We start from the raw sequence: 26,648 nt of genomic DNA on the forward strand, positions 1-26,648 counted from the left end.
TTACTTCGTCAGCGCGGCGACGACGGAGTCGATGTACCGGGTCATCGACTCGGGACCGCCGAACATCCAGATGCCGTCGGGCAGCCGGTGGACGTTGCCCTTCTTCACGAACGGCAGCGAGGTCCACACCTTGTCGTCGGCGAGCTTGCCGGTGAACGGCGTGCTGTTCTTGTCGCCGTCGTTGCCGATGTAGGCGAAGTGGACGTCGTCGCCCAGCTTGGTGAGGCCCTCGACGTCGGTGGAGCCGAGCCCGTACGCCTCGTCGCCCTTGACCGTCCAGGCGTTCTTCAGCCCGAGCTCCTCGCTGACCGCGCCGACCAGGGAGCCGCTGGTGAAGGGGCGGACGGAGACCTGGTTGGAGACGACGTAACCGTCGGCGAAGGCGTACTCCGCGCCGTCGAGGCCGGCGTCAGCGAGGGCCTTCTTGCCCTCGGCGACCTTCGCGTCGAACTCCTCCTTGAGCTTCGAGGCCTGCTCGGTGGTGCCGGTGGCCTTCGCGATCAGGTCGAGGTTGTCGTTCATCTGCCCGATCGGGTCGGCGGCGTCGGCGGAGCGCACCTCCAGGACCGGGGCGACCTTGCGCATCTGCTTGACGGCGGCCGGCGGCAGGTCGGTGCTGGCGACGATGAGGTCCGGCTTCAGCGCGGCGATCGTGTCCATGCTCGGCTCACCGCGGGTACCGATGTCCTTGGGCTCGTTCTTCAGCGGGACCGCGCTGTCCCAGGTCTTGTAGCCCTTGACGTCGGCGACGCCGACGGGGTCGACGCCCAGCGAGACCAGCAGCTCGACTTCGTGCCACTCGGTGCCGACGACCTTCTTGGCGGGGCCGTCCAGCTCGACCTTCGTGCCGGAGGCGTCGGTGAGGGTGATGGTCTCGCCGGTCGTCCCGGCCTTGTCTTCGTCGGCGGCGGGCTCGGTCGTCCCGCAGGCGGACAGGGTGAGGGCCGCGGCGGTGGCGGCCGCCGCGGTGAGGAGGAGGCGTCTCATGGGGTGGTGCTGAGCCTTTCGCTTCGCGAGTGGTGCCGGCCGATGGCACGGGTGCGCAGCCGGCCGGTGAGGGGGTCGGTGTCGACTTCGATGCGGATGCCGTACGTCTCCGTCAGCCGCGGGGCGGTCAGTACGTCCTCGGGGAGGCCGTCGGCGACGACCCGGCCCGCGTGCAGCAGCACGACCCGGTCGGCGACGGCCGCGGCCTGGTCGAGATCGTGCAGGACCGCGCCGACCGCGATCCGGTGATCGTCCGCCAGGTCGCGCATCAGGTCGAGGAGTTCGACCTGGTACCGCAGGTCGAGGTAGGTCGTGGGCTCGTCGAGGAGCAGCACGCCGGTCTCCTGGGCGAGGCAGCCGGCCAGCCAGACCCGCTGGAGCTGCCCGCCGGAGAGGTGCTCGGCGCCTCGGTCGGCGAGGTCCGCGACGCCGGTGAGGGCGAGGGCGCGGTCCACCGCCGCCCGGCCGCCCGGGTCCGCCTTGCCCCAGCGGCCGCGGTACGGGTAGCGGCCGAACTCGACGACGTCCCGTACGGTCAGCCCGCTGGGTGTGGGGCGTCCCTGGGTCAGCAGGGCCACGCGGCGCGAGAACTCACGCGGGCTCAGGGCGAGGCCGTCGGTGTCGCCGTCGATGACGAGCCGGGCGGTCCTGGGCCGCTGCAGGCGTGCGAGCGTGCGCAGCAGCGTCGACTTGCCGCTGCCGTTCGGCCCGACCAGAACCGTCACCTCGCCGGGCCGCAGCGTCAGCGCGGCGTCGTGGACGACGTCGACGCCGTCGTACGCCACGGTCACGTCCGTGGCCGAAAGTTCATGGCCTTGGGGTCCTGGGGCCGCGGGGAAATCTTCACCAACTCGCACGCAGCAGAGGTTAGCCTAACCTAAACATGGCGCAAAGAGGCCCCCCCCCCGGCACACCGTGGCGGGGGGGCGTGACTCCCCCGGCACCCCCCGGACGGGCGCGCGGGGAGCGCGCATTCGACGCGCGCCGGAATCCGAAACGGGAGCGGAAAAAAGCCGTTCCTTCTCGTACCTTTGTTATGCGGAAGTGCTCTGCGTGTTTCGTAGCGATGCGCTCTGCTGTGCGCGACGATTTCCTGCGTCCAGCAGAAGGAACACCGAGACAGGAAGAAGGACGGGCATGTCCGGCAGCGAAAGCGAGAACCCCGCAATCCCCTCCCCGACTCCCACGCCGACTCGGCCCAGGACGAACCGGGACTGGTGGCCGAATCAGCTGGACCTTCAGGTTCTCCATCAGCACTCGCCCCGCGCCAATCCGATGGACGAGGACTACGACTACGCGAAGGAGTTCGCGACGCTCGATGTCGACGAGCTGAAGCGGGACGTCTTCGAGGTGATGACGACGTCCCAGGACTGGTGGCCCGCCGACTACGGTCACTACGGGCCGCTCTTCATCCGGATGAGCTGGCATGCCGCGGGTACGTACCGCATCGCGGACGGCCGGGGCGGCGGCGGCAGCGGCGCGCAGCGCTTCGCCCCGCTGAACAGCTGGCCGGACAACGCGAGCCTCGACAAGGCGCGCCGTCTGCTCTGGCCGGTCAAGCAGAAGTACGGCCGGAAAATCTCCTGGGCCGACCTTCTGGTCTTCGCCGGCAACTGCGCCATGGAATCGATGGGATTCAAGACCTTCGGCTTCGGATTCGGGCGAGAGGACATCTGGGAACCGGAGGAGATCTTCTGGGGGCCCGAGGACACCTGGCTCGGAGATGAGCGATACAGCGGCGACAGAGAACTCACCGGTCCTTTCGGTGCCGTGCAGATGGGCCTGATCTACGTCAACCCCGAGGGGCCCAACGGCAACCCGGATCCGATCGCGGCCGCGCGGGACATTCGCGAGACATTCGGCCGCATGGCGATGAATGACGAGGAGACCGTCGCGCTCATCGTCGGCGGCCACACCTTCGGCAAGTGTCATGGCGCGGTCGACGCCAGCTACATCGGCCCGGAACCCGAGGGCGCGCCCATCGAGCAGCAGGGTCTCGGCTGGCGGAACACGTACGGCACCGGCAAGGGCGGCGACGCGCTCACCAGCGGGCTGGAGGGCGCGTGGACGACCGAGCCGACCAAGTGGGACAACGGGTTCCTGGACAACCTGTTCCGGTACGACTGGGAGCTGACGACGAGCCCCGCCGGCGCCAAGCAGTGGACTCCCACGGATCCCGCGGCGAGGGACACCGTGCCCGACGCCCATGACCCGTCGAAGCGGCACGCGCCGATGATGCTGACGACGGACCTCGCGCTGAAGGTGGATCCGGTCTACGGGCCGATCGCGAAGAGCTTCCACGAGAACCCGGAGCAGCTCGCCGTGGCGTTCGCCAAGGCCTGGTACAAGCTGCTGCACCGCGACATGGGCCCCGTCTCCCGCTATCTCGGCCCGTGGATTCCCGAGCCGCAGCTGTGGCAGGACCCCGTGCCCCCCGTCGATCACGAGCTGGTCGGGGACGAGGAGATCGCGGCCCTCAAGAGCAGCGTCCTCGCCTCGGGACTGTCGATCCCCCAGCTGGTCACCACCGCCTGGGCGGCCGCGGCGAGCTTCCGCGGCACCGACAAGCGCGGCGGGGCGAACGGGGCCCGGATCCGGCTCGCGCCGCAGAAGGACTGGGCGGTCAACGACGTTCCCGAGGTGACCGAGACACTGGCGACGCTCGAGCGGATCCAGCAGGACTTCAACCAGTCGCAGACCGGCGGGAAGAAGGTCTCCCTCGCCGACCTGATCGTCCTCGGCGGGTGCGCGGCCGTCGAGCAGGCGGCGAAGAACGCCGGGCACGACATCACGGTCCCGTTCGCGCCGGGGCGCACGGACGCCTCGCAGGAGCAGACGGACGTGGACTCGTTCGCCGTGCTCGAACCCGCGGCGGACGCCTTCCGCAACTACCTCCGGCCGGGCGAGAAGTTGTCGCCGGAGACGCTCATGCTGGACCGCGCCAACCTGCTGAACCTGACCGCACCCGAGACGACGGCCCTCATCGGCGGCATGCGTGCCCTGAACACCGGCTACCGGCGGTCCCCGCACGGCGTCCTCACGCACCGGCCGGAGACCCTGACCAACGACTTCTTCGTCAACCTGCTCGACATGGGCACGGAGTGGAAGACGTCGGCCTCGGACGAGAACGTCTACGAGGGCCGGGACCGCACCACGGGCGAGGTCAAGTGGACCGCCACCGCCGTCGACCTCGTCTTCGGCGCGCATTCCCAGCTCCGCGCCGTCTCGGAGGTCTACGCGTCGGCGGACGGGGCGGAGAAGTTCGTACGCGACTTCGTGGCCGCGTGGGACAAGGTGATGAACCTCGACCGGTTCGACCTGTCCTGAGCCGGCTGTCCCGGACTCCCTCCGCGGACTTTATGTCGCGCAGAGACATAAAGTCGTAAGGTGCTGATGGCGGTGACCGGAGATCACCGCCATCGGCCGCGGAGGGAGTACTTCATGTCCGGCGGTCCGAGCGCACGCAGCGTCATCGTGACCGGGGCGGGGTCGCGGACCTCGACGCCGAGGGCGCGGCCGCGGTCGTCGAGGAGATGGCGCAGGCGGGCGGCACCGCCGAGGCCGTCACGGGCGACCTGAGCGAACAGGCGGTCGTGGACCGGGTGACGGCGACGGCGGTGGAGCGGTTCGGCGGGGTGGACGTCCTCGTGAACAATGCCGGGATCATGGACCGCATGTCGGCGGCGGCCGACGTGAGCGACGCCGAGTGGGAGCGGGTGATCCGGGATGCGGGCACGGTACGTCATCGTCTCCACCGGCACCCTCAACCAGGCCAAACTGCCCGGCATCCCCGGCATCGAGTCGTTCCGCGGCCACACCTTCCACACCAGCCGCTGGGACTACGGCTACACGGGAGGCAGCGTGGAGGACGGACTGCGCGCACTCGCCGACAAGACGGCCTCGACGCGCCCCAGGGACTGGCGGTCCTCGGTGACGAGCTGTTCGTCGTCGAGGCCGGCAGCAGGAGACTGCTCGCCCTCTCGCCGGTGACCGGCGAGTACACGGTGGAGGCCGAGGACCTGCCGGTGGCGCCGCCCGCCGGTGCCGTCCGTCCCGAGCCCGCGCTGTTCGCCCACGGCATGCCGGGCGTGCCGCGTCCGTTCGCGGGGCTCGCCGCGGGACCCGACGGCACGCTGCTGCTGCCGGCCAACGGTGAGGGAACCGTGCTGCGTCTGCGCCGACGGCACCCGGTGACGGGCTGAGGCGGTGGGCACGGTCCGTACACTTGCGCGCGTGGTTGACGAACAGGTCGCGGAGTGGGACGGGGTCACCCTTCGGTCGTCGCTGAAGGACAGGTACGCGGCAGAGCGTGACCGGCTCGCCGACGCCGCCCGGGACGGGAACTGGCGCACGGTGTTCGAAGTCCTCGACGAACACGCGGCGTGGGTCAACACCGCACGCCTGGAAGGAAGCAGCGGCTACACCCCGCTGCACCAGGCCGCGTGGCACGGCGTCCCCGCCGAGACGGCCGACCGGCTTCTGGCGTACGGCGCCGCCCGCACCCTGCGCACGAGTGACGGGAACCGCGCCGTGGACATCGCCGAGCGGCGGGGCCACCGCCACCTCGTCGGCCTGCTGGACCCGGCCCCGAAGCACCCGCTGCCGCAGGACGCCGCCGCCCGCCTCACCGGGCACCTGCACCGTCTGATCCGGCACCGAGCGGGCCTGACGGACGGCTCCGACCTGGCCACACGGCAGCGGATGCGCCTGCCGGAGGTCGAGGCTCTGACCGAACTCGGCCATCCGGCGTGCTGGTTCCCCGTTCCCGGCATGTACGGGGGTTTCAAGATCGTGCTGCGGGGCGGTGAACTGATCGTGGACAGCTGGATCCGCGTCGTCGGCGGCTCCGAGCGGACGGATCGCGTCACGGTCGACGGAGTCCTCCTGCAGGAGGGCGGGCGGCTGTGACCGGTCGGCGGACGCGGACGCGGACGCGGCTTCGGCGAGGAGACATGCCGCGATCGGTGCAATCCTGATGCTGAGCTGTTTGGCGGGTCATCCTGTGGGCTGTCGGTCACGGTCGTGTCAGGAGTCCATGGGTGTACCGATCGCCTGACCTCGACGGATCGCGTGACCTCTACAGGCGGAGCGGGCTGACGTGATGGCGGGTGGCAAGGAGGGGAACGGAACGAGACGGCCGCACCAGGCCGACCCGCTGCAGCAGCTGGACGCCCAGCTGGCCCGGATCGACGAGCAGCTGCGTTCCCTGGCCGCCGCGCGCGACCGCATCCAGGGGCTGCTGGGCGCCGTCGTGGCCATCAACCGGGAGGTCGAGCTGGCGGCGGTGCTGCACCGCATCGTGACCACCGCCATGGACCTGGTCGGCGCCCGTTACGGGGCGCTGGGGGTGCTCGACGAGTCCGGTGACCACCTGGTGCAGTTCATCCCCGTCGGGCTGTCCGACAGGGAACGCGCGGCCCTGTACGACGTGGGCTTCCCGCGTGGCCTGGGCGTGCTCGGGCATCTGATCCACAATCCCCGGCCGATGCGGGTCGACGACATCGCGTCCCATCCGGCGGCCGTCGGGTTCCCACCCGGCCACCCTGCGATGACCACACTCCTCGGCGTCGCCGTCACCGTCCGCGGCGAGACCTACGGCGACCTCTATCTGTCCCAGCGCCGTGACGGACAGCCCTTCGACGTCCACGACGAGAACATCGTCGTCGCCCTCGCCAGCGCCGCCGGCATCGCCATCGACAACGTCCGCCTGCTGGAACAGGTGCGTTCCGGGTCCGAGCAGTTCCAGCGGCTGCTGCTGCCGACACTGCCCGACCTGCGGCCCTTCGAGGCCGCCGCCGTCTACCGGCCCGCCGCCGCGCCCAACCCGCTCGGCGGGGACTGGTACGACGCCATCCCGCTGCCCGACGGGGCGGTGGCGCTCGTCATCGGCGACGTCGTCGGTCACGATCTGCAGGCGGCGGCCGCCATGGCCTCCACCCGCAACATGCTGCGCTCCCTGCTCTTCGAGCTGCGTACGCCGCCCAGCGCGGTCCTCACCCAGCTGGACCGGACCCTCGACGCCATCACCGACAACCCGGTCACCACCACCGGTCTGGCCCGCATCGAACCCGCCGAGGGCGCTTGGCGGCTGCTCTGGAGCACCGCGGGGCACGTTCCGCCGCTGCTCATCACGCCGGACCGCCGGGCGCGGTACCTGTCCGCGGAGCCGGGACTGCCGCTGAACGTGGACTGCGATCAGCACCGCCCGGACCACAGCCACCCGCTGCCGCCCGGCGCCACCGTGGTCTTCTTCACCGACGGTCTGGTCGAACACCCCGACCACTCCATCGACGACAGCCTCGGCCACCTTGCCGCACTCGCCGAGATCTACGCGGACCTGCCCCTGCAGGACTTCGTGCAGGCCATCGCCGACCACCACCCCAGCGACGGGCACGACGACATGGCCGTCCTCGCCCTGCGCACCCCGCGGTGAAGCCACCCGGCGGCGGCCGCAGGCGCGCCGCGGACCCGGCGGGGGCGGGGACTGCGACGAGGGCAGAAGATGGACTGAGAGACGGGGCGAGGGACGGTTCTCCTGATGACTGTCGCGTGGCGTGACAGGCTCCGGCGTGGTGGCGTGACGGCCCTGATGATCGGCGCCGTGGCCGGGCTGTACTACGGCGGGGGCGAGCTGGGGCTGCTCCAGCAGCTCGTACGGGGGCAGGTCACGCCGCTGTGGCCGGCCACCGGCATCGCCGTGGCCGCGCTGATCCTCCTCGGCCTGCGGGCCTGGCCCGGGATCGCCCTCGGCGCGTTCCTGATCAACGTCTCCCTCGGGCCGTCGGTCCCCGCGGTGATCGCGATCACCGCCGGCAACACCCTCGCGCCACTCGCCTCGTACGCGCTGTTGCGCCTCGTCGGGTTCGACCTCCGGATGAACCGGTTCCGGGACGCGCTCGCGCTGGTCTTCCTCGGCGCCTTCACCGGCATGCTGATCAGCTCGACGGTGGGCAGCGGCACCCTGGAGCTGGTCGGCGCGCTGCCCCCCGGTGAGTTCTGGACCACGTGGTGGGTGTGGTGGACCGGCGACGCGATGGGTGTCCTGGTGGTGGCGCCGGTCCTGCTCGTGCTCAGACACGCGCACCGGCCCAGGGACGCGCCGCCGTCCCGCTGGGCGGAGGCGGCACTGCTCGCGGCGGCCGCCGTCGTCGTCGGTTTCCTGGAGATCTCCACGGCGCCGCTGATCTTCATGGCCTTCCCGCTGCTGACGTGGGCGGCCTTCCGCTTCCAGCACGCCGGCGCCGCGCCCTGCGCGCTGGTCGCCTCCACGTTCGCGATCGTCGCCGCCACCCGGGGAACGGGCCCGTTCGCCGGTCACACCGTCATAGTCGCGATGAGCTCGCTCCAGGCGTTCAACGGCGCGGCCGCCCTGACCGCGCTGCTGCTCTCCGCCGCCATCGCCGAGCGCAACCGGACCCAGCAGCGGATCGAGCAGGCCTCCCGGCGACTCGCCGACATGGTCGCCAGGACCGCGGGCGGCACCGGCGACCTGCCCATGTTCGCCGCCGACCGAGAGGACGACGACGGGCAGGGCTAGCGAGACACCCCCTAAGGGGCCGGGGCCGCCCCGACCCGGGGCGGGAGCGGCTCGGCAGGGCCGGACGCTACGAGGGGACCGGCGCCCCGGAGGGCGACTCGTCGGCCTCCGGTTCCGGCTCCGGTTCACTCAGCTGCTCACGCAGGTAGTTCCAGACCACCGCGATCAGCGCGGCCGCCGGTACCGCGAGGAGGCTGCCGACGATGCCGGCCAGGCTGCCGCCCAGCGTGACCGCCAGGAGGACCACCCCCGCGTGCAGGCCGAGCCCGCGGCTCTGGATCATGGGCTGGAACACGTTGCCCTCCAGCTGCTGCACCACGACGATGATCGCCAGCACGATCAGCGCGTCCGTCGGTCCGTTGGAGACGAGGGCGATGAGGACCGCGACCAGACCCGCGAAGAGCGCGCCCACGATCGGCACGAACGCGGAAACGAAGGTCAGTACCGCGAGCGGCAGCACCAGCGGAACCTTGAGGATCCACAGGCCGATGCCGATGAGCACGGCGTCGAGCAGACCGACGAACGCCTGGGAGCGCACGAACGCGCCGAGGGTCTCCCAGCTGCGCTCGGCCACGACCGGGATGTCCGTGGCCAGCCGGCCGGGGAGCTGACGGGACAGCCAGGGCAGGAACCGCGGGCCGTCCTTGAGGAAGAAGAACATCAGGAACAGCGCCAGGACGGCGGTCACCACACCGTTGACCACGGTGCTCAGCCCCGCGGCCACCGTGGTGAGCAGGCTGCCGAGACTGTCCTGGAGCCGGGCCACGGCCTTGTCGAAGCCGTCGGTGATCTGGTCGTCACCGATGTTCAACGGCGGCCCGGCGGCCCACTCGCGGATCCGCTGGATGCCCTCGACCGCGCCGTCGGCCAGCTCGCCGGACTCGGACGCCACCGGAATCGTGATCAGCGCCAGGATGCCGGTGACGACGAGCAGGAACAGCACGGTCACCACCGACGCGGCCAGCGCCGGCGGCCAGCCCCGCCGACGCAGGAACCGGGCCGCGGGCCAGGTCAGTGTGGTGATGAACAAGCCCACTATGAGAGGCCAGACAACGGACCACATCCGCCCCAGGAGCCACAGAACCACCGAGGCCGTGAAGAGGACCACCAGCAGGTCGAGGCAGGCACGTGCCGAAGTGCGCAGCGCCGCGGTGGTTTTCGTGGAACTCAACGAACCAGGCATGGGGGTAACCCTATGGGTACGTCCGCCGCGCGCTGTCATCGCCGAGTTCCGGCCGGGCTCGCTCATGGCCGCCTACCTCTGGGACGGGAACACGAAGAAGCCCGCGTCCGTGCTGATGTAGCCGTAACCCGACGGCTGCGAGAACAGCGGCAGGTTCCGCTCGGGCAGGCTCTTGGCGAGCACCTTCTTGGTGCGGCCGTCGACGGCGAGGAACACGGTCTCGCTGAAGCCGTCCTCCTTGGTGCTGCCGTAGAGGACACCGTTCGGGGAGAAGCGCAGCGGCGTCATCGCCTTCTCGCCCTCCTTCTGGGCCCAGATCTCCCTGCCGTCGGCGGGCTGCCACACGGCGGTGCCCAGTTCGGTGTGAGCGGCGGCCAGCGTGCGGTCGGGGGTGAAGACGGAGGTGCCCTCGGTGTCGAGGGTGTCGGCGGGGCTGTCCTCGTACGAGTACGTGGAGGAGCCGCCGACCTGCTTGCCGCTCGCGATGTCGTACGTCGCCGTCACCCAGGTGTCGGGAGAGAGCGCGCCCGCCCCCCACGCGGTGAGGACGCGGCCGTCGCGCACGTCGAGGACCCGGAGGGCACCGCTGGTGCGCTGCCCGTCGTCGTCCAGCTCCACGTCCGCCGGCGGAGTGACGTCCCCGGTGCTCCAGACCTTCTTGCCGGTGGCGAGGTCCGTCATGACGAGCTGTTCGGGCTCGTCCTCGTAGTTGGACGCGTTCTCCACGTGGAAGGCGTACGTGCCGGTGATCAGGGGCGCGTGGGCCTGCCCGCCGTCGATCTGGTGGTTGCGCGAGTCGTAGGAGCACCGCGCCAGTTGTCCGGTGCAGGTGACCTTGCGGGCCGCGCCTCCGTCGACGGGCGTGAGCTTCAGGCTCTCGTCACCGTCCTGCTCGATGATGTGGCCTTCGCGGACGTCGAATTCCTCGGCCCCGCTGGTGGCCTCGCCCAGCCGCGCGCCGTCGCTGCCGTAGACGGTGACCTTGGTGGTGGTCTTCTCCTCGCTCAGGCCGTCCGACTCGGTCGTGGCACTGGCGAACACGGCGACCGCCGGGACGCCGTCGTGCCAGGTCGTCGCGGCCACGCGTTCGGTCGTCACCTCCAGGGTCTTGCGCACCTCGCCGGTCTTCACGTTCCGGAACTCCAGGGTGACCGGCTCGGGGTCGTCGGTGAAGTGCAGGGTGCCGACCGAGCCGTCGGCCGGCTCCGACGCGTAGCCCTCGCCGAGCGCGTACGCGCCCTGGGCGTCCTTGACGAACAGGAAGGTGTCACCGAGGTCGATGGCGTGGGCGGGCGGCAGGCTCCACGCCGCCTTGGCGGCGAGGCCGGGTATCGCGGGCCCGCCGTAGGAGGGGCCCTTGGGCGCCGCGCCGTCCGGGCCGGCCGAACTGCCGTCCTTGCCCTTGGCGGTGGAGCCGCCGCCGTCGGAGGAACCGCAGCCCGCGACCAGACCGAGCGACAGGACGAGGCCGACGGCCATCACTGTGTACTTGTTCATGTCCCCGTTAGTTTTTTCGAAGGCGATCTTGAAATGCTCACGGCAGCATAGGGGTGTCCGGGCGAACGCGCCCGCGGGGGCCCCGGGGTTACGGGCCGGAAGGCGGGCAGAACTCCCCCGAGACGACGGCAGGTTGCCCTCGGTCGGCACGGTGGTCGTCATCTGCCGGAGCTGGGCGGGGCGCAGCAGCCGGCAGCTCGCCTCCGCGCACTACTCCGCCGGACGCGTCCGGCAGGCCCTGCTGCTCCTCGACGAGGCCGCGGAGCTGAGCGAGCACGTCAGCGACGACCGGGCCCGGATGCGTCACCTCGGCAACCGGGCCGCGCTGCTGCGTGAACTCGGCGAGGGGGCCGAGGCCCGGGCGACGCTGAACCGGTGCCTCGCTCTGCGCCCCGAGCGACCGACCCCCGGCGAGGAGGCGCGCTGGAAGGCCGGGGCCTCGCCGGGTACGAGTTCGGACACGTCCTGGAAGCCCTCGGAGACGAACACGCGGCCCTTGGGGTCACCGACCTGCGGGCCCTGACGGAAGCACCGGGCGATGCCCGTGGCTGAACCGCCCGGTGCCGCTCACGAACCAGCCTCAGGCCGCACGGCAGACCGCACATCCATGGCGTTCGATCGAGGCCGCCAGTTCGCTCGCCGCCGCCCGCACCGCCGGGTCCTCGTCACGGGTCAGCACGTCCGCCGTGGTCGTGCGGTCCAGCACGGCCAGGTGAGCCGCGCGCTGTATCTCACGCTGCGAGGCGCTGTGTTCGAGTATCGCCCGCAGCAGCTCGATCACGGCGGGCCGGCTGGTGACGGTCTCGGTCACCGCGAGATCCCACAGGAAGGGAACCGCCGCGACGGTCGCGTCGAAGACCGCCAGCTCACCGAGCCACAGACCGAGATCGCTCAACGCCTCCTCACCGGCCCTGGCGTCACCCCACGCCACACGGGACAGCCGGCCCGGGACGTCCCTCGCGGATCCGTACGCATGCTTCAGCTCATGCCACGGAACCCGGCTCATGCCCTTGAGTATCGTCCCCACCGCGCCCTCCCACCGGTCCCCTGCTCAGTCGGATGACGAACGGTCAGAGCCTCGGGTTCCCGGACTGCGCCTCGACGAGTTCGGCGGCCTCTTCCTCCGTCTCGACGCAGGGCGGCGAGCCGGCCAGGGGCTCGTTGGCGGTTTCCCTCATGCACAGGACCGCGACGACACCGACGACCGCGGCCGCCATGGCGTAGTAGGCGGGCATGAGATTGGTGCCGAACACGCTGATCAACGCGGTGATCACCAGAGGAGTCGTACCGCCGAAGACCGACGTGGACAGGTTGTAGGCGACCGAGAGGGAGCCGTAGCGGACGTGGGTGGGGAAGATCGCGGGGAGCGCCGACGACATCGTGCCGAGCATGGCCACCAGGGAGAGCCCCATCAGGAACAGGCCCAGGCCGATGAGGATGACGTTGCCCTGCCTGATGAGGAGGAAGGACGGCACGGAGAGGACCAGGAAGCCGAGCATGCCCGCCAGCAACAGGGGCTTGCGCCCGAAGCGGTCCGAGAGCCGTCCGACCTGGCTGATGACGCACATCTGAAGGACCATCACGATGAGCAGGACCAGCAGACCGTGGTTGGTCCCGTAGCCCAGCTCCTCCGACAGGTACGTCGGCATGTACGACAGCAGCATGTAGTCCGTGATGTTGTACGCCGCGACGAGCGCGAGGCACAGCAGCAGCGGCCGCCAGTACCGCGTGAAGATCTTGCCGAGGTCGGCGGTGGCCGAGGTCTCCACCGCGTCGGCGGCCTCGGTCGCCCTGGCGTCGCCCTCCTCCAGCTTCTGGAAGGCCGGCGTCTCGTCCAGCTTGAGCCGCAGGTACAGGCCGATCAGACCGAGGGGCGCCGCGACCAGGAACGGAACACGCCAGCCCCAGCTCAGCATCTGGTCCTCGCTCAGGACGCTGGTGAGGACGACGACGAGGCCGGAGGCCCCCACGTACCCGGCGAGCGTGCCCAGTTCGAGGAAGCTGCCGAAGAAACCGCGCCGCTTGTCGGGGGCGTACTCCGCGATGAAGGTCGAGGCGCCGCCGTACTCCCCGCCGGTGGAGAAGCCCTGCACCAGCCGGAAGAAGATCAGCAGGGCCGGGGCCCACAGCCCGATGCTCGCGTGCGCGGGGATCAGGCCGATGGCGAAGGTGCCCACCGCCATCATGATCATCGTGATGGAGAGGATGCGCTTGCGGCCCAGCTTGTCGCCGAGCGGCCCGAACACCATTCCGCCGACCGGACGCACCAGGAAGGCCACGGCGAAGGTCGCGAAGGAGCTGAGCAGTTGGGCGGTGTCGCTCCCCGAGGGGAAGAACACCTTGCCCATGGTCGCGGCGAGATAGCTGTAGATGCCGAAGTCGTACCACTCCATCGCGTTGCCGAGGGCGGCGGCCTTCGTGGCGCGTTTGACCGCCGCCTCGTCGGTGACGGTGATGTCGCTGCGGCGCAGCTTCGGCCGGTGTGTCCTCTCCATCGCCCGGAACAGCACGCCGTGGCGTCTGATCGCGGCGGGCTCCACCGACTCGTCGTTGTCGGGCGCCGCCATGGCAAGGCTCCTTTCGCCGGTGGTCGTACCAGGCAGAACACCTGCACAGTTCTGACGCGCTCAAACTGACCTGTTCGTGCGGCACCCGGACGACTGCGGAGAGTGATCACCGGAGTCGTCCTCGAGGAGGACGCTTCGGGGCGAGCAGGTCATCCGAAATGTCCGGTCGTTTCCGGCACCCCGTGTGGATGAATCAGAAATCCCGGAATGAGAAGGTCGAAATCATCTGAAATGGCCGGATACGCGCCACACCTCGCCCGGAAGGAGTCACGCCATCATGAGCAGCACACCTCGGCCGCTCCCCCGCATCAACGTCACCCACGAGTGGGGAACCCTGAAAGAGACGGTGGTCGGCCGCGTCATCGACTTCCGTATCCCGGAGCGAGTCGGCGCGGGAGTTCCGGACTCACTGCGCTTCCTGCCCGACCGCACCCGGCGGCGACTGCCACGCTGGGCCGGCAAGCTGTGGTCCGACGCGGACCCGGAGGGCTACGAGAGGACCGTCGAGCAGATCGACGGACTGGTGCGCTTCCTCACCGGCCGCGGGGTGGCCGTGCACCGCCCACGGGAGCTGAGCGACGCCGAGCTGAGTGTGTACGACAGCGACGGCGACGGGTTCCGCATGCAGACGTTCGTGCGCGATCCGATGATCGTCGTGGGCGATCACGTCATCGAGGCCGCGCTGCGGCTGCCGGCCCGCTACAAGGAGCGTTTCGGACTGCGTCCCGTCTTCGCGGAGGCCGTGTCCCGCGGAGCGCGCTACTCGGTGATGCCGCCGCCTTCGCCGGTACCCGTGACCGAGCTGTCGTCGGCGACGGGGCCCTTCCTCGAAGGCGGTGACGTCGCGGTCGTCGGCCGGGACATCCTCGTCGGCTGCGGACGGGGCGGAGCGGCGTCGGACGCGGCGGGCGCCCGGTGGCTGGCGCGCCTGCTCGGCGACGGCTACCGCGTGCACGAGGTGCCGGTCAGTGAGCATGTCATTCATCTGGACGACGGGCTCACCGCCGTACGCGAGGGCCTGGCGGTCGTGTGCCGGCAGCAGTTCGTCGACGGAGTGCCGGCGCCCGTCGCCGACTGGGATCTGGTCGACGTGAGCCTGCACGACGCGGTGAACCTGCTCGCGGGGAACAGCCTCGTCCTGGCGCCCGGTGAGGTACTCGTCGACGAACGGCTGACGGCGCTCGCCGAAGCGCTGACCGCGCGGGACGTCACCGTGCACCCGCTCCCCTTCGACGCGGTCACGGCGTTCGCCGGTGGCTTTCGCTGCGCGCATCATCCGCTGGTACGCGAACTGGACGAGTGACCGCCGGCAGGGCTTCGTCGAAGCAGAGCCAGCCGTCCACTTCGACGTTCCGCTCCAGTGGACGCGCCTCAAGGCCCGGCGCCGCGAATTCGAGCAGGCGCCGGGCCGTTCCCGGCTCGTAGAGGTTGAGCCAGGCGCGGTCCGGGAGGCGTACGACCGTGCCCGCCTCGAAGTACGAGTTCGAAACGATCCTTTCCGGTCCCGGGGCGAAGACCAGGGACAAGCGGCGCCGAAGGCCACGCTCCGATGCCTCGGTGAAGAAGGAGAGCGTCAGCCGGCAGTCGGCGTAGTCGGGTCTGACGCGCTGCCGGACCGTCCAGTGCCAGACGGTCCCGTCGACCACGAGGCGGCGGACACGCCGATCGGTTCCCATCGGGCCACCGTAGGGTGAAGTGCCGCTGCGAGCACCTGCTTTCCCGCCGGATCGGGGCGGGGCGTTGTCAGTGGCGGCTGGCAGCATCGGCGGTATGACGGAGATCGATGACTGGCGGTCCTTACTGGTGCGCTGGAGCCAGGAGTGGGCCGACGCGCAGGATCCGGACGTGCCCGCGGAGGAGCGGCGCGCGGGGGACGAGGAGGCGCTGCGTACGCGCTGGCTGGGGTTCCCGCCCGCGTCCGAGGAACGGATCCTGGCCTTGGAGGAGCGGCTCGGGCACCGGCTGCCGCCCTCCTACCGGACGTTTCTGGCGGTGAGCGACGGCTGGCGGCACGCGGGGGGCTTCGTCTGGCTGCTCGGGGGGACCGACGGGGTCCGGTGGCATCAGGACGCGTCGGGGCTCGCCGAGTTCTACGAGACGGACCCCGAGGACGACCCCACGCCCGAGGAGACGCTCCTGGCCGGGATGTGGCATCGGGCGCTGCAACTGGATGTGGAGTCGGACGCCGTCTACGTCCTGCTGGACCCGGGGGACGTGGACGGCGACGGCGAGTGGGCCGTGTACTGCTACGCGTCGTGGCGCGCGAGTCCGCCGGAACGGTACGGGTCGTTCCGGGCGTTCATGGACGCCATGTACCGGGAGTGGCACCGTCTGCGGGCCCACGAGCCGGCCGGCGAGGGACCGGAGTTCACCAACGCGACGACGCGGGCGCTCGACGCGTCCGTCGAGACGGCCCGGCTGGAGGCGCTGGGCGGACGGTACGAGCAGGCCGAGGGCTTGCTGGCGGAGGCGATCGCGTTCGGCAGGCCGCGCGCGGCGGGGCTGCGCGACCAGATCCGCCGGCTGCTCGGGCAGACCCACATGGTGTCCTTCGGCCTGCTCCCCGACGATCCCCGCTACGCGTGGGAGTTGCTGCCCGTGCTGGCTGCCGAGCACCTGCGCTTCCACCGGGGCACGCCGTGGCAGCCCCACTTCCGGGGAGGCGCGTCGGCGTCGCTCCAGGAGACGGCGGGCGAGGTGGAGCGGCAGTTGCGGGAAGACGTCTTCCGGTACAGCGCCGAGGGCGCCTTCGGGCGGGCCGTGGAACAGGCACGGGAACAGGCGCGCTGGGGCGACACGGACGCGGCGTGGCACACGCTGCGCGCGGCCCTGCCGGAATGGCGGCCGCTGGGCCCCGACCACCTGGCCCCGGTCGGCCTCGTCGCCGACCCGCTGCTCGGTCCCCTGATAGGCCCCGAACGGGGCCGGGAACTGCTCGCCACACCCCGGGCGGGGCACCGCGGGGAGGCTCCGGCGCCGGCGGCCGATCTGGATCCGCCGGGTCTGGCATGGCTGTCGGAGGGGGATCCGAACGGCTTCCTGGAGTCGTACCGCTTCGTTCTCGTGGAGGGGGTGGAACCGGCCGAGCTGCCCGGTCTCATCGGCGCCGACGGCGCCGCGCTGAGCGAACCGATGACGATGTGGCAGTCCCGTACGGGCTTTCGCGGCGACCCGGACGCGACTTGGGAGGACAGGGCGTCGACCTCCGTCGGACGGGCGGGGCCGGGCTGGAGCTTCGCCGTGGAACCACGGCCGGGCGGCGGCTTCCACGAGGAGCGGTTCGTCTCCCCGGGCGTCGCCGCCTCCGCGAACACCCGCGCCGTCACGGTCTGGAGCGAGCCGCCTCTCGGCCGCCGTCCCGGTCTCTTCCATCTGTCCGTCGCGCGGGACGGGGCGGAGCTGTACGCGTTCACGGTGCGGGGCACCCCGGTCGCCCGGCGAGGAGACGTGCCCGAAGTGCTGGACCCGGACCGGTTCTTCGAGGACGACGACGCGGACGCCTGGCGGGCGGCCGAGGGTCGGGCCCTTGAGGCGATCGCCACCGAGTTCGGCGTCCGTCTCCCGCGGCTCGCCCTCACGCGCGGACGTCTGCACACCCTCCGGACGCGCCCGTGGAACCGGCCACCGCGTCCCGGCGAGCGATACGCGACGCTGCGCTGGGTGCGCACCCGGCCGTGACGCGGTCCGGGAACGGCTCCCGACGGTGTTGTCAGTGGTCTCTGCCATGATCGGCTTCCATGAGCGACATCAGTCTGGAGCGGGTACGGGCCGCCGTGTCGGTGCTGCGCGCACGGGGCATGGAACCGCTCGACGGTTTCCCGGACGCCGAACTGGACCGGTGGCCGGTCGAGTTGCCGCAGGCCGTGCGTACCGTGCTGCGGGAGGCGTCCCGGAGGACATCCGTACCGTGCTGCGCGAGATCGGCGGCATACGGATGCCGGGGCTGCCCCCGCTGCGGCTCGCACCCGGCGTGCCCGAGCACGCCGTCGACCCGGAAGCGCACCGCATGATGGGCGGCGACGGCACCTACTGGCCGGTCGCCCGTCTCGGCCGCGGACCGCACGACGACGCGCTGATGCAGGTCCGTGTCGACCCCCGCACCGGTGAATGGGGTTACGTGGTCTCGATCCCCGCGGACCCCGGCGTCCTCCGCGGGGAACCCGGCCTCGCCCTGGTCGCCGAGTCCCTGCCGCATCTGCTGCTGACCGTGGCCCGCATCGGCCGTGCGGCGGCTGCCGCCGCCGACTTCGCCTCCCATGTGCGGGGCGCCACGGAGGGCTTCCTCACGCACACCGGCGAACCGTGGACTCGTCCCGTGCCGATCGAGGAATGGGCCGGTTCGCCCGATCCGCTGCGCGCCGCCCTCGCCGCGCTCCCGCCGGGCACCCACGCCGCGGACCTGCGCGACTCCCCCATCCCCACCGACCTCTGCTTCGACCGTGCCGAGGACTGGCCCTACGGCGCGGACACCTTGGACCACCTCCGCTTCGAGGCGGCGGGACGGCTCGTGGCGGCCGTCCGGAAGAGGCGCTGACGCCCCCCCGGCCGCTCGGCACATCGCCGCTCGGCGCATCCCCGCGCCGCGCCCGGGTCACGCGGGCGTTCTGACGCCGAGCACCGCGAGCATGGCCATGGTCGCCGGGCTGGGGTTGAAACGGCTCCACGCCAGATACTCGACGCGGCGCGGGCCGTCGACCACCGGCACCAGGGCCAGTTCCGGGTCGTCGGCGGCCAGCGGGCCGATGAACGCCGACGGCATCAGCGCGATGCCGAGCCCACGGGCGATCAGCCGTGTCATCAGCTCCACGACACCGGCCTCGTACGCTACGTCGCGGACGAGGCCTGCCGCGGCGAACGCCTCGTCGGACTGGGCGCGGGCGGGCGTCCCGGCCACGAAGTCCACGAAGGGCTCCCCCGCGATCTCCTCCAGGGTGACCCTGGAGGCGCCCGCGAGCCGGTGCCCGGCCGGCACCACCAGCACGTGCCGGTCGTGGTCGAGGTCGACGCACTCGACCCCGGACGGGCGTCGGCCCTCCGGCAGGCCGAGGAAGGCGATGTCCAGATCGCCGTCGCGGATCGCCGTCACCAGGTCGTCGCTGCGCCCGGACCGCAGGACGACCTGGACCTCGGGATGCCGGGCGCGGTACCGCTGAAGCAGCTCCGGTACGTCGACGGCGGCCGTGGTCACGATCACGCCGACGGCGAGCCGGCCGCGCACCACACCGGTCGCCGCGGCGGCTTGGGCGACCGCGCGGTCCGCGGCGGCCAGGCACTCCCGGGCGCCGGCGACGAACGCGACTCCGGCGCTGGTCAGTTCGACGCGGCGGCTGGAGCGGGCGAAGAGCTGGACGCCGAGTTCGCGTTCCAGCCCGGCGATCCGGTGACTCAGTGAGGACTGCACGACCGAGCAGCGCTCGGCGGCACGGGTGAAGTTGCGGGTCTCGGCGAGGGCGACGACGTAGCGCATCTGCTGCAGGTCCACGCATTCATCGTCCTCATTCATGCCTGGCATGACAAGCATGCTTTGGATTCATGAGCTGGGGAGTCGAGACTTCCCGCATGCAGACCTTGACCGAGCGGTCCCGCGGCCTGCCGCGGGCCGTGTCCGCGCAGCGGGTGGTGACCGTCGCACTGACCGCGCTCGCTCCGGCCGCGTGGGGCACCACCTACGCCGTGACCACCGAACTCCTCCCAGCCGGGCATCCGTTGTTCGCCGGGCTGATGCGCGCCCTGCCCGCCGGGCTGATCGGGCTGGCGCTCACGCGGGTGCTCCCGCGCGGGGACTGGTGGTGGAAGGCCGCCGTCCTCGGGGTGCTCAACATCGGCGCGCTGTTCCCGTTGCTGTTCGTCGCGGCCGAACGGCTCCCCGGCGGGGTCGCCGCCACCCTCAGCGCCACGCAGCCGCTCCTGGTCGCGGCCCTGGCCATCGCGGTGCTCCGCGACCGGCCGGCGGCCTGGCGGTGGATCTGGGGTGTGCTCGGCGTGCTCGGCGTCGGACTGGTCGTGCTCGGGCCGCAGGCGCGGCTGGACGCGGTCGGGGTGGTCGCCGGTCTCGTCGGTACGGCCACCATGGCAGGCGGCGTCGTCCTCACCAAGCGCTGGGGCCGTCCCGAGGGGGTGGGTCCGCTCACCCTGGCGGGCTGGCAACTGACGGCGGGCGGACTGCTGTTGCTCCCGCTCACCCTCGTACTCGAAGGGGTGCCGCAGCGGATCGACTGGGCCGCCGCCGGCGGCTACCTCTGGCTCGGCAGCATGGGCGGGCTGATCGCGTACACGCTGTGGTTCCGCGGGATCGGGCGGCTGCCGGTCGGCGCGTCCGCGCCGCTGGTCCTGCTGTCGCCGCTGGTCGCCACCGTCGTCGGCATCGGGCTGGGCGAGTCGCTGAGCCTGCCGCAGAGCGTCGGCTTCGTCCTCGCCCTGGCCGCTTTGCTCGCCGCGCAGTTCGACCCACCGAAGCGGGCGGGCGCGGGGCGGACGGCGGGCCCGCGGGGTCCGCGGCCGAGAACCACCACTCACCACTCTCAAGAGGAGCTGAAGCGATGACGACCCGCAGGACGATCGCCGTACTCGGCGCCACCGGCATGGTGGGCAGCCGGGTGATCGACGAGGCCGGTGCGCGCGGGCACGGCGTGCTCGCCCTGGCCCGCAAGCCCGTGGACGGGAGGCCGGGCCTCACTCCGGTCGCCGTCGACGCGAACGACCCCACCGCCCTGCGCGAGGCGCTGACCGGCGCCGCGACGCACGGCGTCGTCCCGGACGCCGTGGTGGTGACGCTCCGGACCTTCCCGGTCGACCAGGAGTTCCTGGTCGGCGCGACCCGTACGGTGCTGGACGTCGCCGCCCGCGAGGGGATCCGCGTCCTCGTGGTCGGTGGCGCCGGCGCGCTGCGCAGTCCCGGCGACCGGGACCTGATCCTGGCGGACGACCCCACATATGTGCCCGCCGAGTACCGGGCGGTGGCCGTCGCCGGGATCGCGCAGTTGCGGACCTGCGAGGACCGTCCGGGCGCGGACTGGGTCTACCTGAGCCCGCCGGCCCTGCTCGAACCCGGTGAGCGCACGGGCCGCTACCGGCGCGGCACCGACACCCTGCTCACCACCGCCGACGGCCGCTCGTGGATCAGCGCCGAGGACCTGGCCGTCGCCGTGCTCGACGAACTCGAGACCCCCGGGACCGATCGCCACATCACGGTCGTCCACCAGGACCGTCAGGCGGTACCCGGCGCGGGGAGCGCCTAGGTGTGCTGTCCCGGGACGTTGGTGACACGCGTGCTGGGTGCTTGAACGGGTGAGGGCCTTCTGGGTTCGGTGTGGATTGCGACATCTACCGCCGACCGCCAGGAGGCCCTCGTGTCCCACCGTAATGCCCCGCTGACTCCGACCGGCAGGCTGCGTCTGGCCCGGTGTGTTGTGGACGACGGATGGCCGCTGCGGCGGGCCGCGGAACGCTTCCAGGTCAGCCACACCACCGCCGCCCGGTGGGCGGGCCGCTACCGGCAGCTGGGCCCGGCCGGGATGCACGACCTCTCCAGCCGTCCTCACCACAGCCCGCGCCAAACGCCGGCTGCCGTCGAACAACAGGTCGTGCGGCTGCGGCGTGAGTACCGCATCGGACCGGTGCGGCTGGCCGCCCGCTGCAACATCGCCGCCTCCACCGCCCACCGCATCCTCGTCCGGCACCACCTGCCCACTCTGGTCGTCTGCGACCGGGCCACCGGTGAACCCGTGCGACGCTACGAACGCTCCCGGCCCGGCGAACTGGTCCACATCGACGTCAAGAAACTCGGCCGCATCCCCGACGGAGGCGGCCACAAGGTCCTCGGCCGAGCGGCCGGCAGCCCGAACAAAGACCGCCGCAACGGCGTGGGATACGCCTACCTGCACACCGCCCTGGACGACCACAGCCGCCTGGCCTACACCGAAGACCTGCCCGACGAAACCGCCGCTGCCTGCGCGGGCTTTCTCACCCGAGCCGTGGCCTGGTTCGCCGGCCACGGCGTCACCGTCGAGCGGGTCCTGACCGACAACGCCTGGGCCTACACCAAGAACACCTGGCGTCAGACCTGCCACGAGCTGGGCATCAGCCCTCGCTGGACTCGGCCCTGGCGGCCGCAGACCAACGGCAAGGTCGAACGCTTCCACCGCACCCTGCTCGATGAATGGGCCTACCAGCGGCCCTACACCTCAGACACCGAACGGCGAGCAGAGTTTCCCGACTGGCTGGACTGGTACAACTACCACCGACCCCACACCGGCATCGGCGGCCACCCACCAGCCAGCCGCGTCACCAATCTGTCCGGACAGCACACCTAGGCCCTGTCGTTTGGATCAGCCCGGCGTCGCAGGATCTGGCACGCACATCTGCCGCGTTGTCGTCAGTCGCCGACGCGCCGCGTCGACTCCCTCCTCCGCCTTGCAGCTGAACGCACCAGACCCCGCTCGACTCGGCCAGGACGCACCGTCCCTCACAGCCGGGCTGATCCAAACGACAGAGCCTAGCCGGCCAGCGTCTCGGTGATCTGACGGGTCGTCTGCGCGGCGACCCGGGGCTCGGTGGCGGCGTAGGAGACGTGGGCGTTCAGGCCCGTGGCCAGCGCCCAGCCGCGGCCTCGGGTCCAGGTGGCGTCGTCCACGCCGAGCGCGGCGCGGAAGGCGGCGCGGGGGCCGGCGGACATCAGCGTGAAGGCGATGGTCAGGTCACGGGACGGGTCGCCGACGCCGAGTCTTTCGAAGTCGATGACGGCGCTGAGGCGGCCGTCGCTGGTCAGCAGGTTGCCGGTGTGGAAGTCTCCGTGGAACCAGACCGGGGGCCGGTCCCATGCGGGGGCGTCGAGCGCGGCTTCCCACAGGCAGGTCATGGCCGACGCGTCGAACTCGCCGTCGAGCCGGGCGATGGCGGCCCGTGTCGCCCGGTCCCGGGCCGCGAGGGTGTCGGCCGTGTCCTCGGCGGGGCGTTGTCGGGCGTGAAGCGCTGAAGGGCGGTCAGGAATCCGGCGAGTTCGACGGCGGTGTCGTACGAGTCGGCGAGTGCCGCCACCGTCGCCACCTCGCCGTCCAGCCAGCGAGCCACCATCCAGGGCCACGGATAGCCGAGGCCGGGCTTCCCCACGGCCACCGGGACCGGGACGGCCAGCGGCACGTGCGGGGCGAGCCGGGGCAGCCACTCGGCCTCCTTCTCGGCCTGCCCGATGGCCCCGGCGTGGCGGGGCAGCCGTACGGACAGCTCCTCGCCCAGGCGGTGGATCACATGGTCCGATCCGGCCTGTTCGAGCCTGCGCAGGGGGAGCCCGGACCACTGCGGGAACTGCGTGTCGACCAGGCGCCTCACCAACGCGGTGTCGATCGCGGGGCGGTCGGGGTCCTGGGGCGTCGCGGTCGCCAAGAGCGGCTCCTGGGTTCGGCCCGCTGCGGACGGCGGGCTGCCGGACCCCCATCACAGTGCGTCAGCCGGTCGCCTGTCGACCGTTTTTCCCGCGACCGGGCACGCTCCCACGACCGGGCACGCCGGCGTCACGTCACGGGGTGGCCCGCGCTGTCCGTCTGGTCCGCCTGGCTGGAGAACTTGTTCAGGAAGACGTCGTACCGGCCGTCGGGGCGGCGGGTGAGCGTGGCGCCGTCCTGCCAGATGCCGTTCTCGTCCCACCACTGGGATCCGGCCGGGTCGCCCTGGTTCTGGTGGATGTTGTGCATGCCGAGGTCGCCCTCGGGGTCGTCGGTGAACGGCTCCCCGAAGACGAGCACACGCCGCCCGGGCACCAGGATCGGCTCCAGTGCGACGGTGGCGTCGGCGTGGGAGCCCGCGTGCCAGGGCCGGGCACCGAAGAGGTCGAGCACGTCCTGCAGCCAGGACGGCGGGCGCCGCTGGAACAGTACGCCGGACCGGTCGACCAGCGCCGGATGGCGCAGATAGTCCAGCGCTCCGGAGACCGAGCCGGGCGCGAGATCGTGGTAGCCCTGGGCGAGGGCGGCGACCGGTCCGAGCTCACTGGCCTTCAGTGTGAACACCTTCCACTGGACACCCACGTTGGACTTGTGGCTGTCGACGTCCACGGCGCAGTGGTAGCGACCACCGGGGGCGTCCACCTCCACGTTCACATGGAACCAGCGGCCCTGGTTGTCGGGCTGGTCGCGGTAGTGACGGTGCAGGGTCCCGGACAGCACGCCGTACTTTTCGAAGGGCATGCCGCCAGTGAACCAGAACAAAACAGGCGAACAGGGTATCGGCACCGTCAGGACTCGTGGCGGAGCAGGACGTTGTCGATGCGGGTGGACAGGGCTTCGTACGCGAGGACGGCCTGGCTGACGGCTGCCGGGTCCACGGCGGTGGTGTGGGCGAGCGCCGAGAGCAGGGCCCTGACGTAGCCGGTGTGCACGCGGGGATCCTTCCAGTCGTCCCAGTCACCGGTGGGGCCGTACACCGGGCGCAGGCTCGCCAGGTCCGCCTCGCCCAGTTCGACGTCCGGCGGCGCCTCGCCGCCGCCCTCGCCCCATCCCGTGTCCGGGCCGGCGCCGCCCAGGTAGGGCACACGGTCACGCAGGGCGAATTCGAGGCGGCGGGCGATGGGAGCGGATTCCTCGTCCTCGGGGTACCAGGCTTCCGGGTCGCTCATGAGGGCGAAGACGCTGCGGGCGTGGGTGGGCAGCATGTTCGGCGGTTCCTCCCCGCCGCCCTCCCAGTCCTGCCAGCCGTCTTCCCTTCCGCCGCGGGCGGGCTCGGGCACGTCGAAGTCGTACGCGCCGGCCCAGTCCTCGCTGTCTTCGTCGCTCTTGTCGTCCTCCAGTTGTTCGGCGGCCGTGGGCTCGGCGTCCTCGGCCTCCGCCGGTTCGGTGGTGTCGGACACGATGTGGCCTGCGGCGTCCCGGACGGTGACGCGGCGGTTGCCGTTGCCGTCCGGTCCCCGGTTCACCGTGGTGATCGCGACTGTTCCGTCCGGGCGGTTCTCGACGGTGACGACCACGGTGTTGCCGCGGGCGTCGACTCCCCACCCCTCGTCGACCAGGCGCCCGCCGGCGGCGGAGCCGGCCGTCGGCCGGAATCGCCCCGCGGCGCCGCCGGACCCGCCGTGCACGACCGACTCCTGACGGCCCTGGAAGACGGACCGGCCGGCGCCGTCGGCGAGGAGGCGGGTGACGCTGACGTCCCGGATCCGGCGGCCGCCGGGCTGGAGCAGTTCGTCGATGTGGCGGATGGTACGGCTGCCGTCGCCGAAGGTCTGTACGACGGAACCGGTACGTCGGGTTCCGTCGGCGGCCGTGACCGTTTCTCGGATCCGCTCGACCACGCTGCCCTCGGGCATGTCCGCCCACGCGGTGCGGCGCCGGAACCGGCGCTCCCCGTCCGAGGCCACGGTGGAGACCCGCTCGCTGACGCTGATGCCGCCGTGCGGGTACACGGTCTCGGACCGGGAGGCGATGCGCGTGCCCGTACGGCCTGACTTGCGGGCGCAGGTGCTGGCGGTCTCGCGCAGCCGCTGCCCGTCCGCGTCGTCCCACCGGCGGGTCACCGAGGCCGTACCCTCCTCCAGCCGGCCGTCGCCCGTGATCCGTGAGCCGTCCGCGCGGACGTCCACGATGCTCCAGCGGCCGCTCTCCAAGCCGTCCATGAACATCTCCCGGGTGCGCCGCCCGCCCGTCGCGGCGTACGCCGTCTCCGCCGCCTCGACGCCCTCGTCGACGGCCCGGGCCACCCGCAGCCTCAGCAGGTCGCGGCGCCGGTCGACCGCCCGCCCCAGGCGCACGGTCGCCTCGTACCAGCCGCCTTCCGGGGGCAGCGACAGCACCGACAGGACGCCGGACGCCCCGAACGCGACCCTGATCAGACGGCCGTCGTCGCCCGGCGCCCCGCCGAGCACGAAGCTGCCGTCGGAGCCGAGCCGGATACGGGCCCAGGGAGGGGATGACGGCATGGGGACCTCCAGGGGGTACGGGTGGGGGAGGCGACCGAGCGTAATCAAGCGAGGGCACCCGTCCTGCCGTTGCACCCAGGGGCGCGAGCACATACGCCCGGATGTGCTGCGGGTTCGGCCGATCGGCACAACCCGAGCGGAACCGAGATGCCGGGGCAACCCTCGGGGCCGTACGAAGGTCAACTGTGCATGTCCCAGATACTCCACGGCCGCCGTGTCTCCGCCAAGTACGACTCCGACGCGGTCCGTATCGAACACCCCGACCGGCAGGTCGGCATCCCCCTGGCCGTCGTGCGGGAGGTCAGGACGCCCGAGCCTCGGGTCGTCGAGATCGTGCTCACCGACGGTGCGGTGCATCGCGTCGAGGGCGGCAACCCGACCGCCACCGCCGCGTTCGCCGCCGCGCTGACCGGTGTCCTTCCCGCGCTGCGGGATCCGGCGGGCAGCGCGCTGGTCACGACGGACGAGTCACGGGAGCCGCGGCTGTGGTGGGTGCTGACGCCCCTCGTCCTGCTGGTGCTCGCCTACCTCGGATACGCCGGGTGGGTCGCCGCGACGCACGGGGCGCGGATCCTTGGTGTGGTCGTCGGGCTGGTTCCCCTCGCCATCGGCCTGCTGGGCTTCCTCGGCGGCATCGAGGAGGCCACCCGGCGGGCCGCGCTGGCGCGGCGGGGCATCTCCGTGCACGGGTACGCGACCGGGCGGCGGAAGAAGACCGTCTACTACAGCTACACCGACGCCGACGGCGGTGTGCACACCTACAGCTGCCGGCGGAACGTCCAGCGCACCGAGATCGTCTACGACCCCCGGCAGCCGTCCCGCGCCGCGCACGCGCAGTGGCTGCCGTTCCTGCTGATGAAGCTGTTCCTCATGATCTTCGGCGGTGCGGTCTGGTTGTTCATCGGCGTGGTGATGGTGTTCGGGGTGCTGTGGTGAGGCGACGGGGGCTGCTTCTTTCGCTCGCGGCCCCGG

Annotated in this window: 23 protein-coding genes and 3 pseudogenes; 15 read left to right on the forward strand and 11 right to left on the reverse strand. The window is 71.6% G+C overall.

Annotated features, from left to right (window positions below):
• A complete protein-coding gene (locus AMK31_RS34185) occupies nucleotides 1-987 on the reverse strand; it encodes an ABC transporter substrate-binding protein (RefSeq protein ID WP_073944625.1) in 987 nt (328 codons plus the stop codon).
• A complete protein-coding gene (locus AMK31_RS34190; RefSeq protein WP_073944626.1) occupies nucleotides 984-1,844 on the reverse strand; it encodes an ABC transporter ATP-binding protein in 861 nt (286 codons plus the stop codon). Before AMK31_RS34190 ends, AMK31_RS34185 begins: the two co-directional genes overlap by 4 nt.
• 280 nt (nucleotides 1,845-2,124) lie before the next feature.
• Between AMK31_RS34190 and katG the strand changes: the two genes are divergently transcribed.
• From katG to AMK31_RS34220, 7 genes and pseudogenes are all read left to right on the forward strand, one after another.
• Nucleotides 2,125-4,314 (forward strand): catalase/peroxidase HPI, encoded by a 2,190-nt coding sequence (gene katG / locus AMK31_RS34195; RefSeq protein WP_073944627.1) that lies wholly within the window; start codon nucleotides 2,125-2,127, stop codon nucleotides 4,312-4,314.
• Nucleotides 4,315-4,475: 161 nt separating this feature from the next.
• Nucleotides 4,476-4,712, forward strand: a pseudogene (locus AMK31_RS34200) (SDR family NAD(P)-dependent oxidoreductase); the annotation flags it as partial.
• Nucleotide 4,713: 1 nt separating this feature from the next.
• Entirely contained in the window at nucleotides 4,714-4,977 is a 264-nt protein-coding gene (locus AMK31_RS41150; protein WP_198948630.1) for a hypothetical protein, read from the forward strand.
• Nucleotides 4,881-5,189, forward strand: a pseudogene (locus AMK31_RS34205) (hypothetical protein); the annotation flags it as partial. The gene AMK31_RS41150 and the pseudogene AMK31_RS34205, both read left to right, overlap by 97 nt.
• Nucleotides 5,190-5,220: 31 nt before the next feature.
• On the forward strand, nucleotides 5,221-5,895 hold the full coding sequence (locus tag AMK31_RS34210) for an ankyrin repeat domain-containing protein (protein WP_073944628.1): 675 nt from the start codon (nucleotides 5,221-5,223) through the stop codon (nucleotides 5,893-5,895).
• A 193-nt stretch (nucleotides 5,896-6,088) separates the two neighbouring features.
• Nucleotides 6,089-7,420, forward strand: coding sequence for a PP2C family protein-serine/threonine phosphatase (locus AMK31_RS34215; RefSeq protein ID WP_079187056.1), 1,332 nt, complete (start codon nucleotides 6,089-6,091; stop codon nucleotides 7,418-7,420).
• A gap of 105 nt (nucleotides 7,421-7,525) precedes the next feature.
• Nucleotides 7,526-8,524 carry an MASE1 domain-containing protein gene (locus AMK31_RS34220; protein WP_073944629.1) on the forward strand — a complete coding sequence of 333 codons (999 nt, stop codon included), beginning with the start codon at nucleotides 7,526-7,528 and terminating at the stop codon, nucleotides 8,522-8,524.
• Between the two features lie 67 nt (nucleotides 8,525-8,591).
• On the opposite strand, the gene AMK31_RS34225 is transcribed toward AMK31_RS34220, so the two are convergent.
• The gene (locus AMK31_RS34225) at nucleotides 8,592-9,707 is read right to left on the reverse strand and encodes an AI-2E family transporter (protein ID WP_073944630.1); all 1,116 of its coding nucleotides are present in this window, start codon (nucleotides 9,705-9,707) and stop codon (nucleotides 8,592-8,594) included.
• A gap of 72 nt (nucleotides 9,708-9,779) precedes the next feature.
• Nucleotides 9,780-11,204, reverse strand: a complete 1,425-nt coding sequence (locus AMK31_RS34230) for a hypothetical protein (RefSeq protein ID WP_143204287.1) — start codon at nucleotides 11,202-11,204, stop codon at nucleotides 9,780-9,782.
• Nucleotides 11,205-11,337: 133 nt separating this feature from the next.
• Here AMK31_RS34230 and AMK31_RS40555 point away from each other — a divergent pair, with 133 nt between their 5' ends.
• Complete coding sequence (locus AMK31_RS40555) at nucleotides 11,338-11,727, forward strand: hypothetical protein (protein WP_073944632.1); 390 nt, start codon at nucleotides 11,338-11,340, stop codon at nucleotides 11,725-11,727.
• A 57-nt stretch (nucleotides 11,728-11,784) separates the two neighbouring features.
• Here AMK31_RS40555 and AMK31_RS34240 read toward each other — a convergent pair whose 3' ends face one another.
• Nucleotides 11,785-12,210, reverse strand: a complete 426-nt coding sequence (locus AMK31_RS34240) for a hypothetical protein (RefSeq protein ID WP_241842817.1) — start codon at nucleotides 12,208-12,210, stop codon at nucleotides 11,785-11,787.
• 64 nt (nucleotides 12,211-12,274) lie between these two features.
• On the reverse strand, nucleotides 12,275-13,771 hold the full coding sequence (proP, locus tag AMK31_RS34245; RefSeq protein ID WP_073944634.1) for a glycine betaine/L-proline transporter ProP: 1,497 nt from the start codon (nucleotides 13,769-13,771) through the stop codon (nucleotides 12,275-12,277).
• Between the two features lie 277 nt (nucleotides 13,772-14,048).
• On the opposite strand from proP, the gene AMK31_RS34250 reads away from it, so the two are divergent.
• Nucleotides 14,049-15,074: an amidinotransferase gene (locus tag AMK31_RS34250; protein ID WP_073944635.1), complete on the forward strand. Its 1,026-nt coding sequence runs from the start codon at nucleotides 14,049-14,051 to the stop codon at nucleotides 15,072-15,074.
• On the opposite strand, the gene AMK31_RS34255 is transcribed toward AMK31_RS34250, so the two are convergent.
• Entirely contained in the window at nucleotides 15,010-15,447 is a 438-nt protein-coding gene (locus AMK31_RS34255) for a hypothetical protein (RefSeq protein ID WP_198948625.1), read from the reverse strand. The two genes, AMK31_RS34250 and AMK31_RS34255, sit on opposite strands and share 65 nt — an antisense overlap.
• 94 nt (nucleotides 15,448-15,541) lie before the next feature.
• On the opposite strand from AMK31_RS34255, the gene AMK31_RS34260 reads away from it, so the two are divergent.
• Both AMK31_RS34260 and AMK31_RS34265 read left to right on the forward strand, forming a co-directional pair.
• Nucleotides 15,542-17,449, forward strand: a complete 1,908-nt coding sequence (locus AMK31_RS34260; RefSeq protein ID WP_073944636.1) for an SMI1/KNR4 family protein — start codon at nucleotides 15,542-15,544, stop codon at nucleotides 17,447-17,449.
• A 229-nt stretch (nucleotides 17,450-17,678) separates the two neighbouring features.
• Nucleotides 17,679-18,305, forward strand: a complete 627-nt coding sequence (locus AMK31_RS34265) for a hypothetical protein (protein WP_073944637.1) — start codon at nucleotides 17,679-17,681, stop codon at nucleotides 18,303-18,305.
• Nucleotides 18,306-18,362: 57 nt separating this feature from the next.
• Here the strand turns inward: AMK31_RS34265 and AMK31_RS34270 are convergent, their stop codons facing one another.
• Nucleotides 18,363-19,253, reverse strand: a complete 891-nt coding sequence (locus tag AMK31_RS34270; protein ID WP_073944638.1) for a LysR family transcriptional regulator — start codon at nucleotides 19,251-19,253, stop codon at nucleotides 18,363-18,365.
• Nucleotides 19,254-19,330: 77 nt separating this feature from the next.
• Between AMK31_RS34270 and AMK31_RS34275 the strand changes: the two genes are divergently transcribed.
• From AMK31_RS34275 to AMK31_RS34285, 3 genes are all read left to right on the forward strand, one after another.
• On the forward strand, nucleotides 19,331-20,314 hold the full coding sequence (locus AMK31_RS34275) for an EamA family transporter (protein WP_073944639.1): 984 nt from the start codon (nucleotides 19,331-19,333) through the stop codon (nucleotides 20,312-20,314).
• On the forward strand, nucleotides 20,311-21,009 hold the full coding sequence (locus tag AMK31_RS34280; protein ID WP_073944640.1) for an NAD(P)-dependent oxidoreductase: 699 nt from the start codon (nucleotides 20,311-20,313) through the stop codon (nucleotides 21,007-21,009). Before AMK31_RS34275 ends, AMK31_RS34280 begins: the two co-directional genes overlap by 4 nt.
• Before the next feature lie 111 nt (nucleotides 21,010-21,120).
• The gene (locus tag AMK31_RS34285) at nucleotides 21,121-22,083 is read left to right on the forward strand and encodes an IS481 family transposase (RefSeq protein WP_107468805.1); all 963 of its coding nucleotides are present in this window, start codon (nucleotides 21,121-21,123) and stop codon (nucleotides 22,081-22,083) included.
• 182 nt (nucleotides 22,084-22,265) lie between these two features.
• Here AMK31_RS34285 and AMK31_RS34295 read toward each other — a convergent pair.
• The 3 genes and pseudogenes from AMK31_RS34295 to AMK31_RS34305 all read right to left on the reverse strand — a co-directional run bounded on the left by AMK31_RS34295 (nucleotide 22,266) and on the right by AMK31_RS34305 (nucleotide 25,676).
• Nucleotides 22,266-23,152: pseudogene (locus AMK31_RS34295) on the reverse strand (aminoglycoside phosphotransferase family protein).
• Between the two features lie 128 nt (nucleotides 23,153-23,280).
• On the reverse strand, nucleotides 23,281-23,952 hold the full coding sequence (locus tag AMK31_RS34300) for a DUF2278 family protein (protein WP_073944698.1): 672 nt from the start codon (nucleotides 23,950-23,952) through the stop codon (nucleotides 23,281-23,283).
• 47 nt (nucleotides 23,953-23,999) lie between these two features.
• Entirely contained in the window at nucleotides 24,000-25,676 is a 1,677-nt protein-coding gene (locus tag AMK31_RS34305) for a hypothetical protein (RefSeq protein ID WP_073944643.1), read from the reverse strand.
• 189 nt (nucleotides 25,677-25,865) lie between these two features.
• Between AMK31_RS34305 and AMK31_RS34310 the strand changes: the two genes are divergently transcribed.
• Nucleotides 25,866-26,612: a DUF3592 domain-containing protein gene (locus AMK31_RS34310; RefSeq protein ID WP_073944644.1), complete on the forward strand. Its 747-nt coding sequence runs from the start codon at nucleotides 25,866-25,868 to the stop codon at nucleotides 26,610-26,612.
• The last annotated feature ends 36 nt before the right edge of the window (nucleotides 26,613-26,648 follow it).

This window comes from Streptomyces sp. TSRI0107, from assembly GCF_001905845.1.
In the GTDB taxonomy this organism is placed as follows: Bacteria; Actinomycetota; Actinomycetes; order Streptomycetales; family Streptomycetaceae; genus Streptomyces.

What these genes read in the sequence shown, in the direction of transcription:
- AMK31_RS34185 (WP_073944625.1), bottom strand. Translation starts at nt 987, where the DNA reads ATGAGACGCCTCCTCCTCACCGCGGCGGCCGCCACCGCCGCGGCCCTC.
- katG (WP_073944627.1), top strand. Translation starts at nt 2,125, where the DNA reads ATGTCCGGCAGCGAAAGCGAGAACCCCGCAATCCCCTCCCCGACTCCC.
- AMK31_RS41150 (WP_198948630.1), top strand. Translation starts at nt 4,714, where the DNA reads ATGCGGGCACGGTACGTCATCGTCTCCACCGGCACCCTCAACCAGGCC.
- AMK31_RS34215 (WP_079187056.1), top strand. Translation starts at nt 6,089, where the DNA reads ATGGCGGGTGGCAAGGAGGGGAACGGAACGAGACGGCCGCACCAGGCC.
- AMK31_RS34220 (WP_073944629.1), top strand. Translation starts at nt 7,526, where the DNA reads ATGACTGTCGCGTGGCGTGACAGGCTCCGGCGTGGTGGCGTGACGGCC.
- AMK31_RS34225 (WP_073944630.1), bottom strand. Translation starts at nt 9,707, where the DNA reads ATGCCTGGTTCGTTGAGTTCCACGAAAACCACCGCGGCGCTGCGCACT.
- AMK31_RS34230 (WP_143204287.1), bottom strand. Translation starts at nt 11,204, where the DNA reads ATGAACAAGTACACAGTGATGGCCGTCGGCCTCGTCCTGTCGCTCGGT.
- AMK31_RS34240 (WP_241842817.1), bottom strand. Translation starts at nt 12,210, where the DNA reads ATGAGCCGGGTTCCGTGGCATGAGCTGAAGCATGCGTACGGATCCGCG.
- proP (WP_073944634.1), bottom strand. Translation starts at nt 13,771, where the DNA reads ATGGCGGCGCCCGACAACGACGAGTCGGTGGAGCCCGCCGCGATCAGA.
- AMK31_RS34250 (WP_073944635.1), top strand. Translation starts at nt 14,049, where the DNA reads ATGAGCAGCACACCTCGGCCGCTCCCCCGCATCAACGTCACCCACGAG.
- AMK31_RS34255 (WP_198948625.1), bottom strand. Translation starts at nt 15,447, where the DNA reads ATGGGAACCGATCGGCGTGTCCGCCGCCTCGTGGTCGACGGGACCGTC.
- AMK31_RS34260 (WP_073944636.1), top strand. Translation starts at nt 15,542, where the DNA reads ATGACGGAGATCGATGACTGGCGGTCCTTACTGGTGCGCTGGAGCCAG.
- AMK31_RS34275 (WP_073944639.1), top strand. Translation starts at nt 19,331, where the DNA reads ATGCAGACCTTGACCGAGCGGTCCCGCGGCCTGCCGCGGGCCGTGTCC.
- AMK31_RS34280 (WP_073944640.1), top strand. Translation starts at nt 20,311, where the DNA reads ATGACGACCCGCAGGACGATCGCCGTACTCGGCGCCACCGGCATGGTG.
- AMK31_RS34300 (WP_073944698.1), bottom strand. Translation starts at nt 23,952, where the DNA reads ATGCCCTTCGAAAAGTACGGCGTGCTGTCCGGGACCCTGCACCGTCAC.
- AMK31_RS34305 (WP_073944643.1), bottom strand. Translation starts at nt 25,676, where the DNA reads ATGCCGTCATCCCCTCCCTGGGCCCGTATCCGGCTCGGCTCCGACGGC.
- AMK31_RS34310 (WP_073944644.1), top strand. Translation starts at nt 25,866, where the DNA reads ATGTCCCAGATACTCCACGGCCGCCGTGTCTCCGCCAAGTACGACTCC.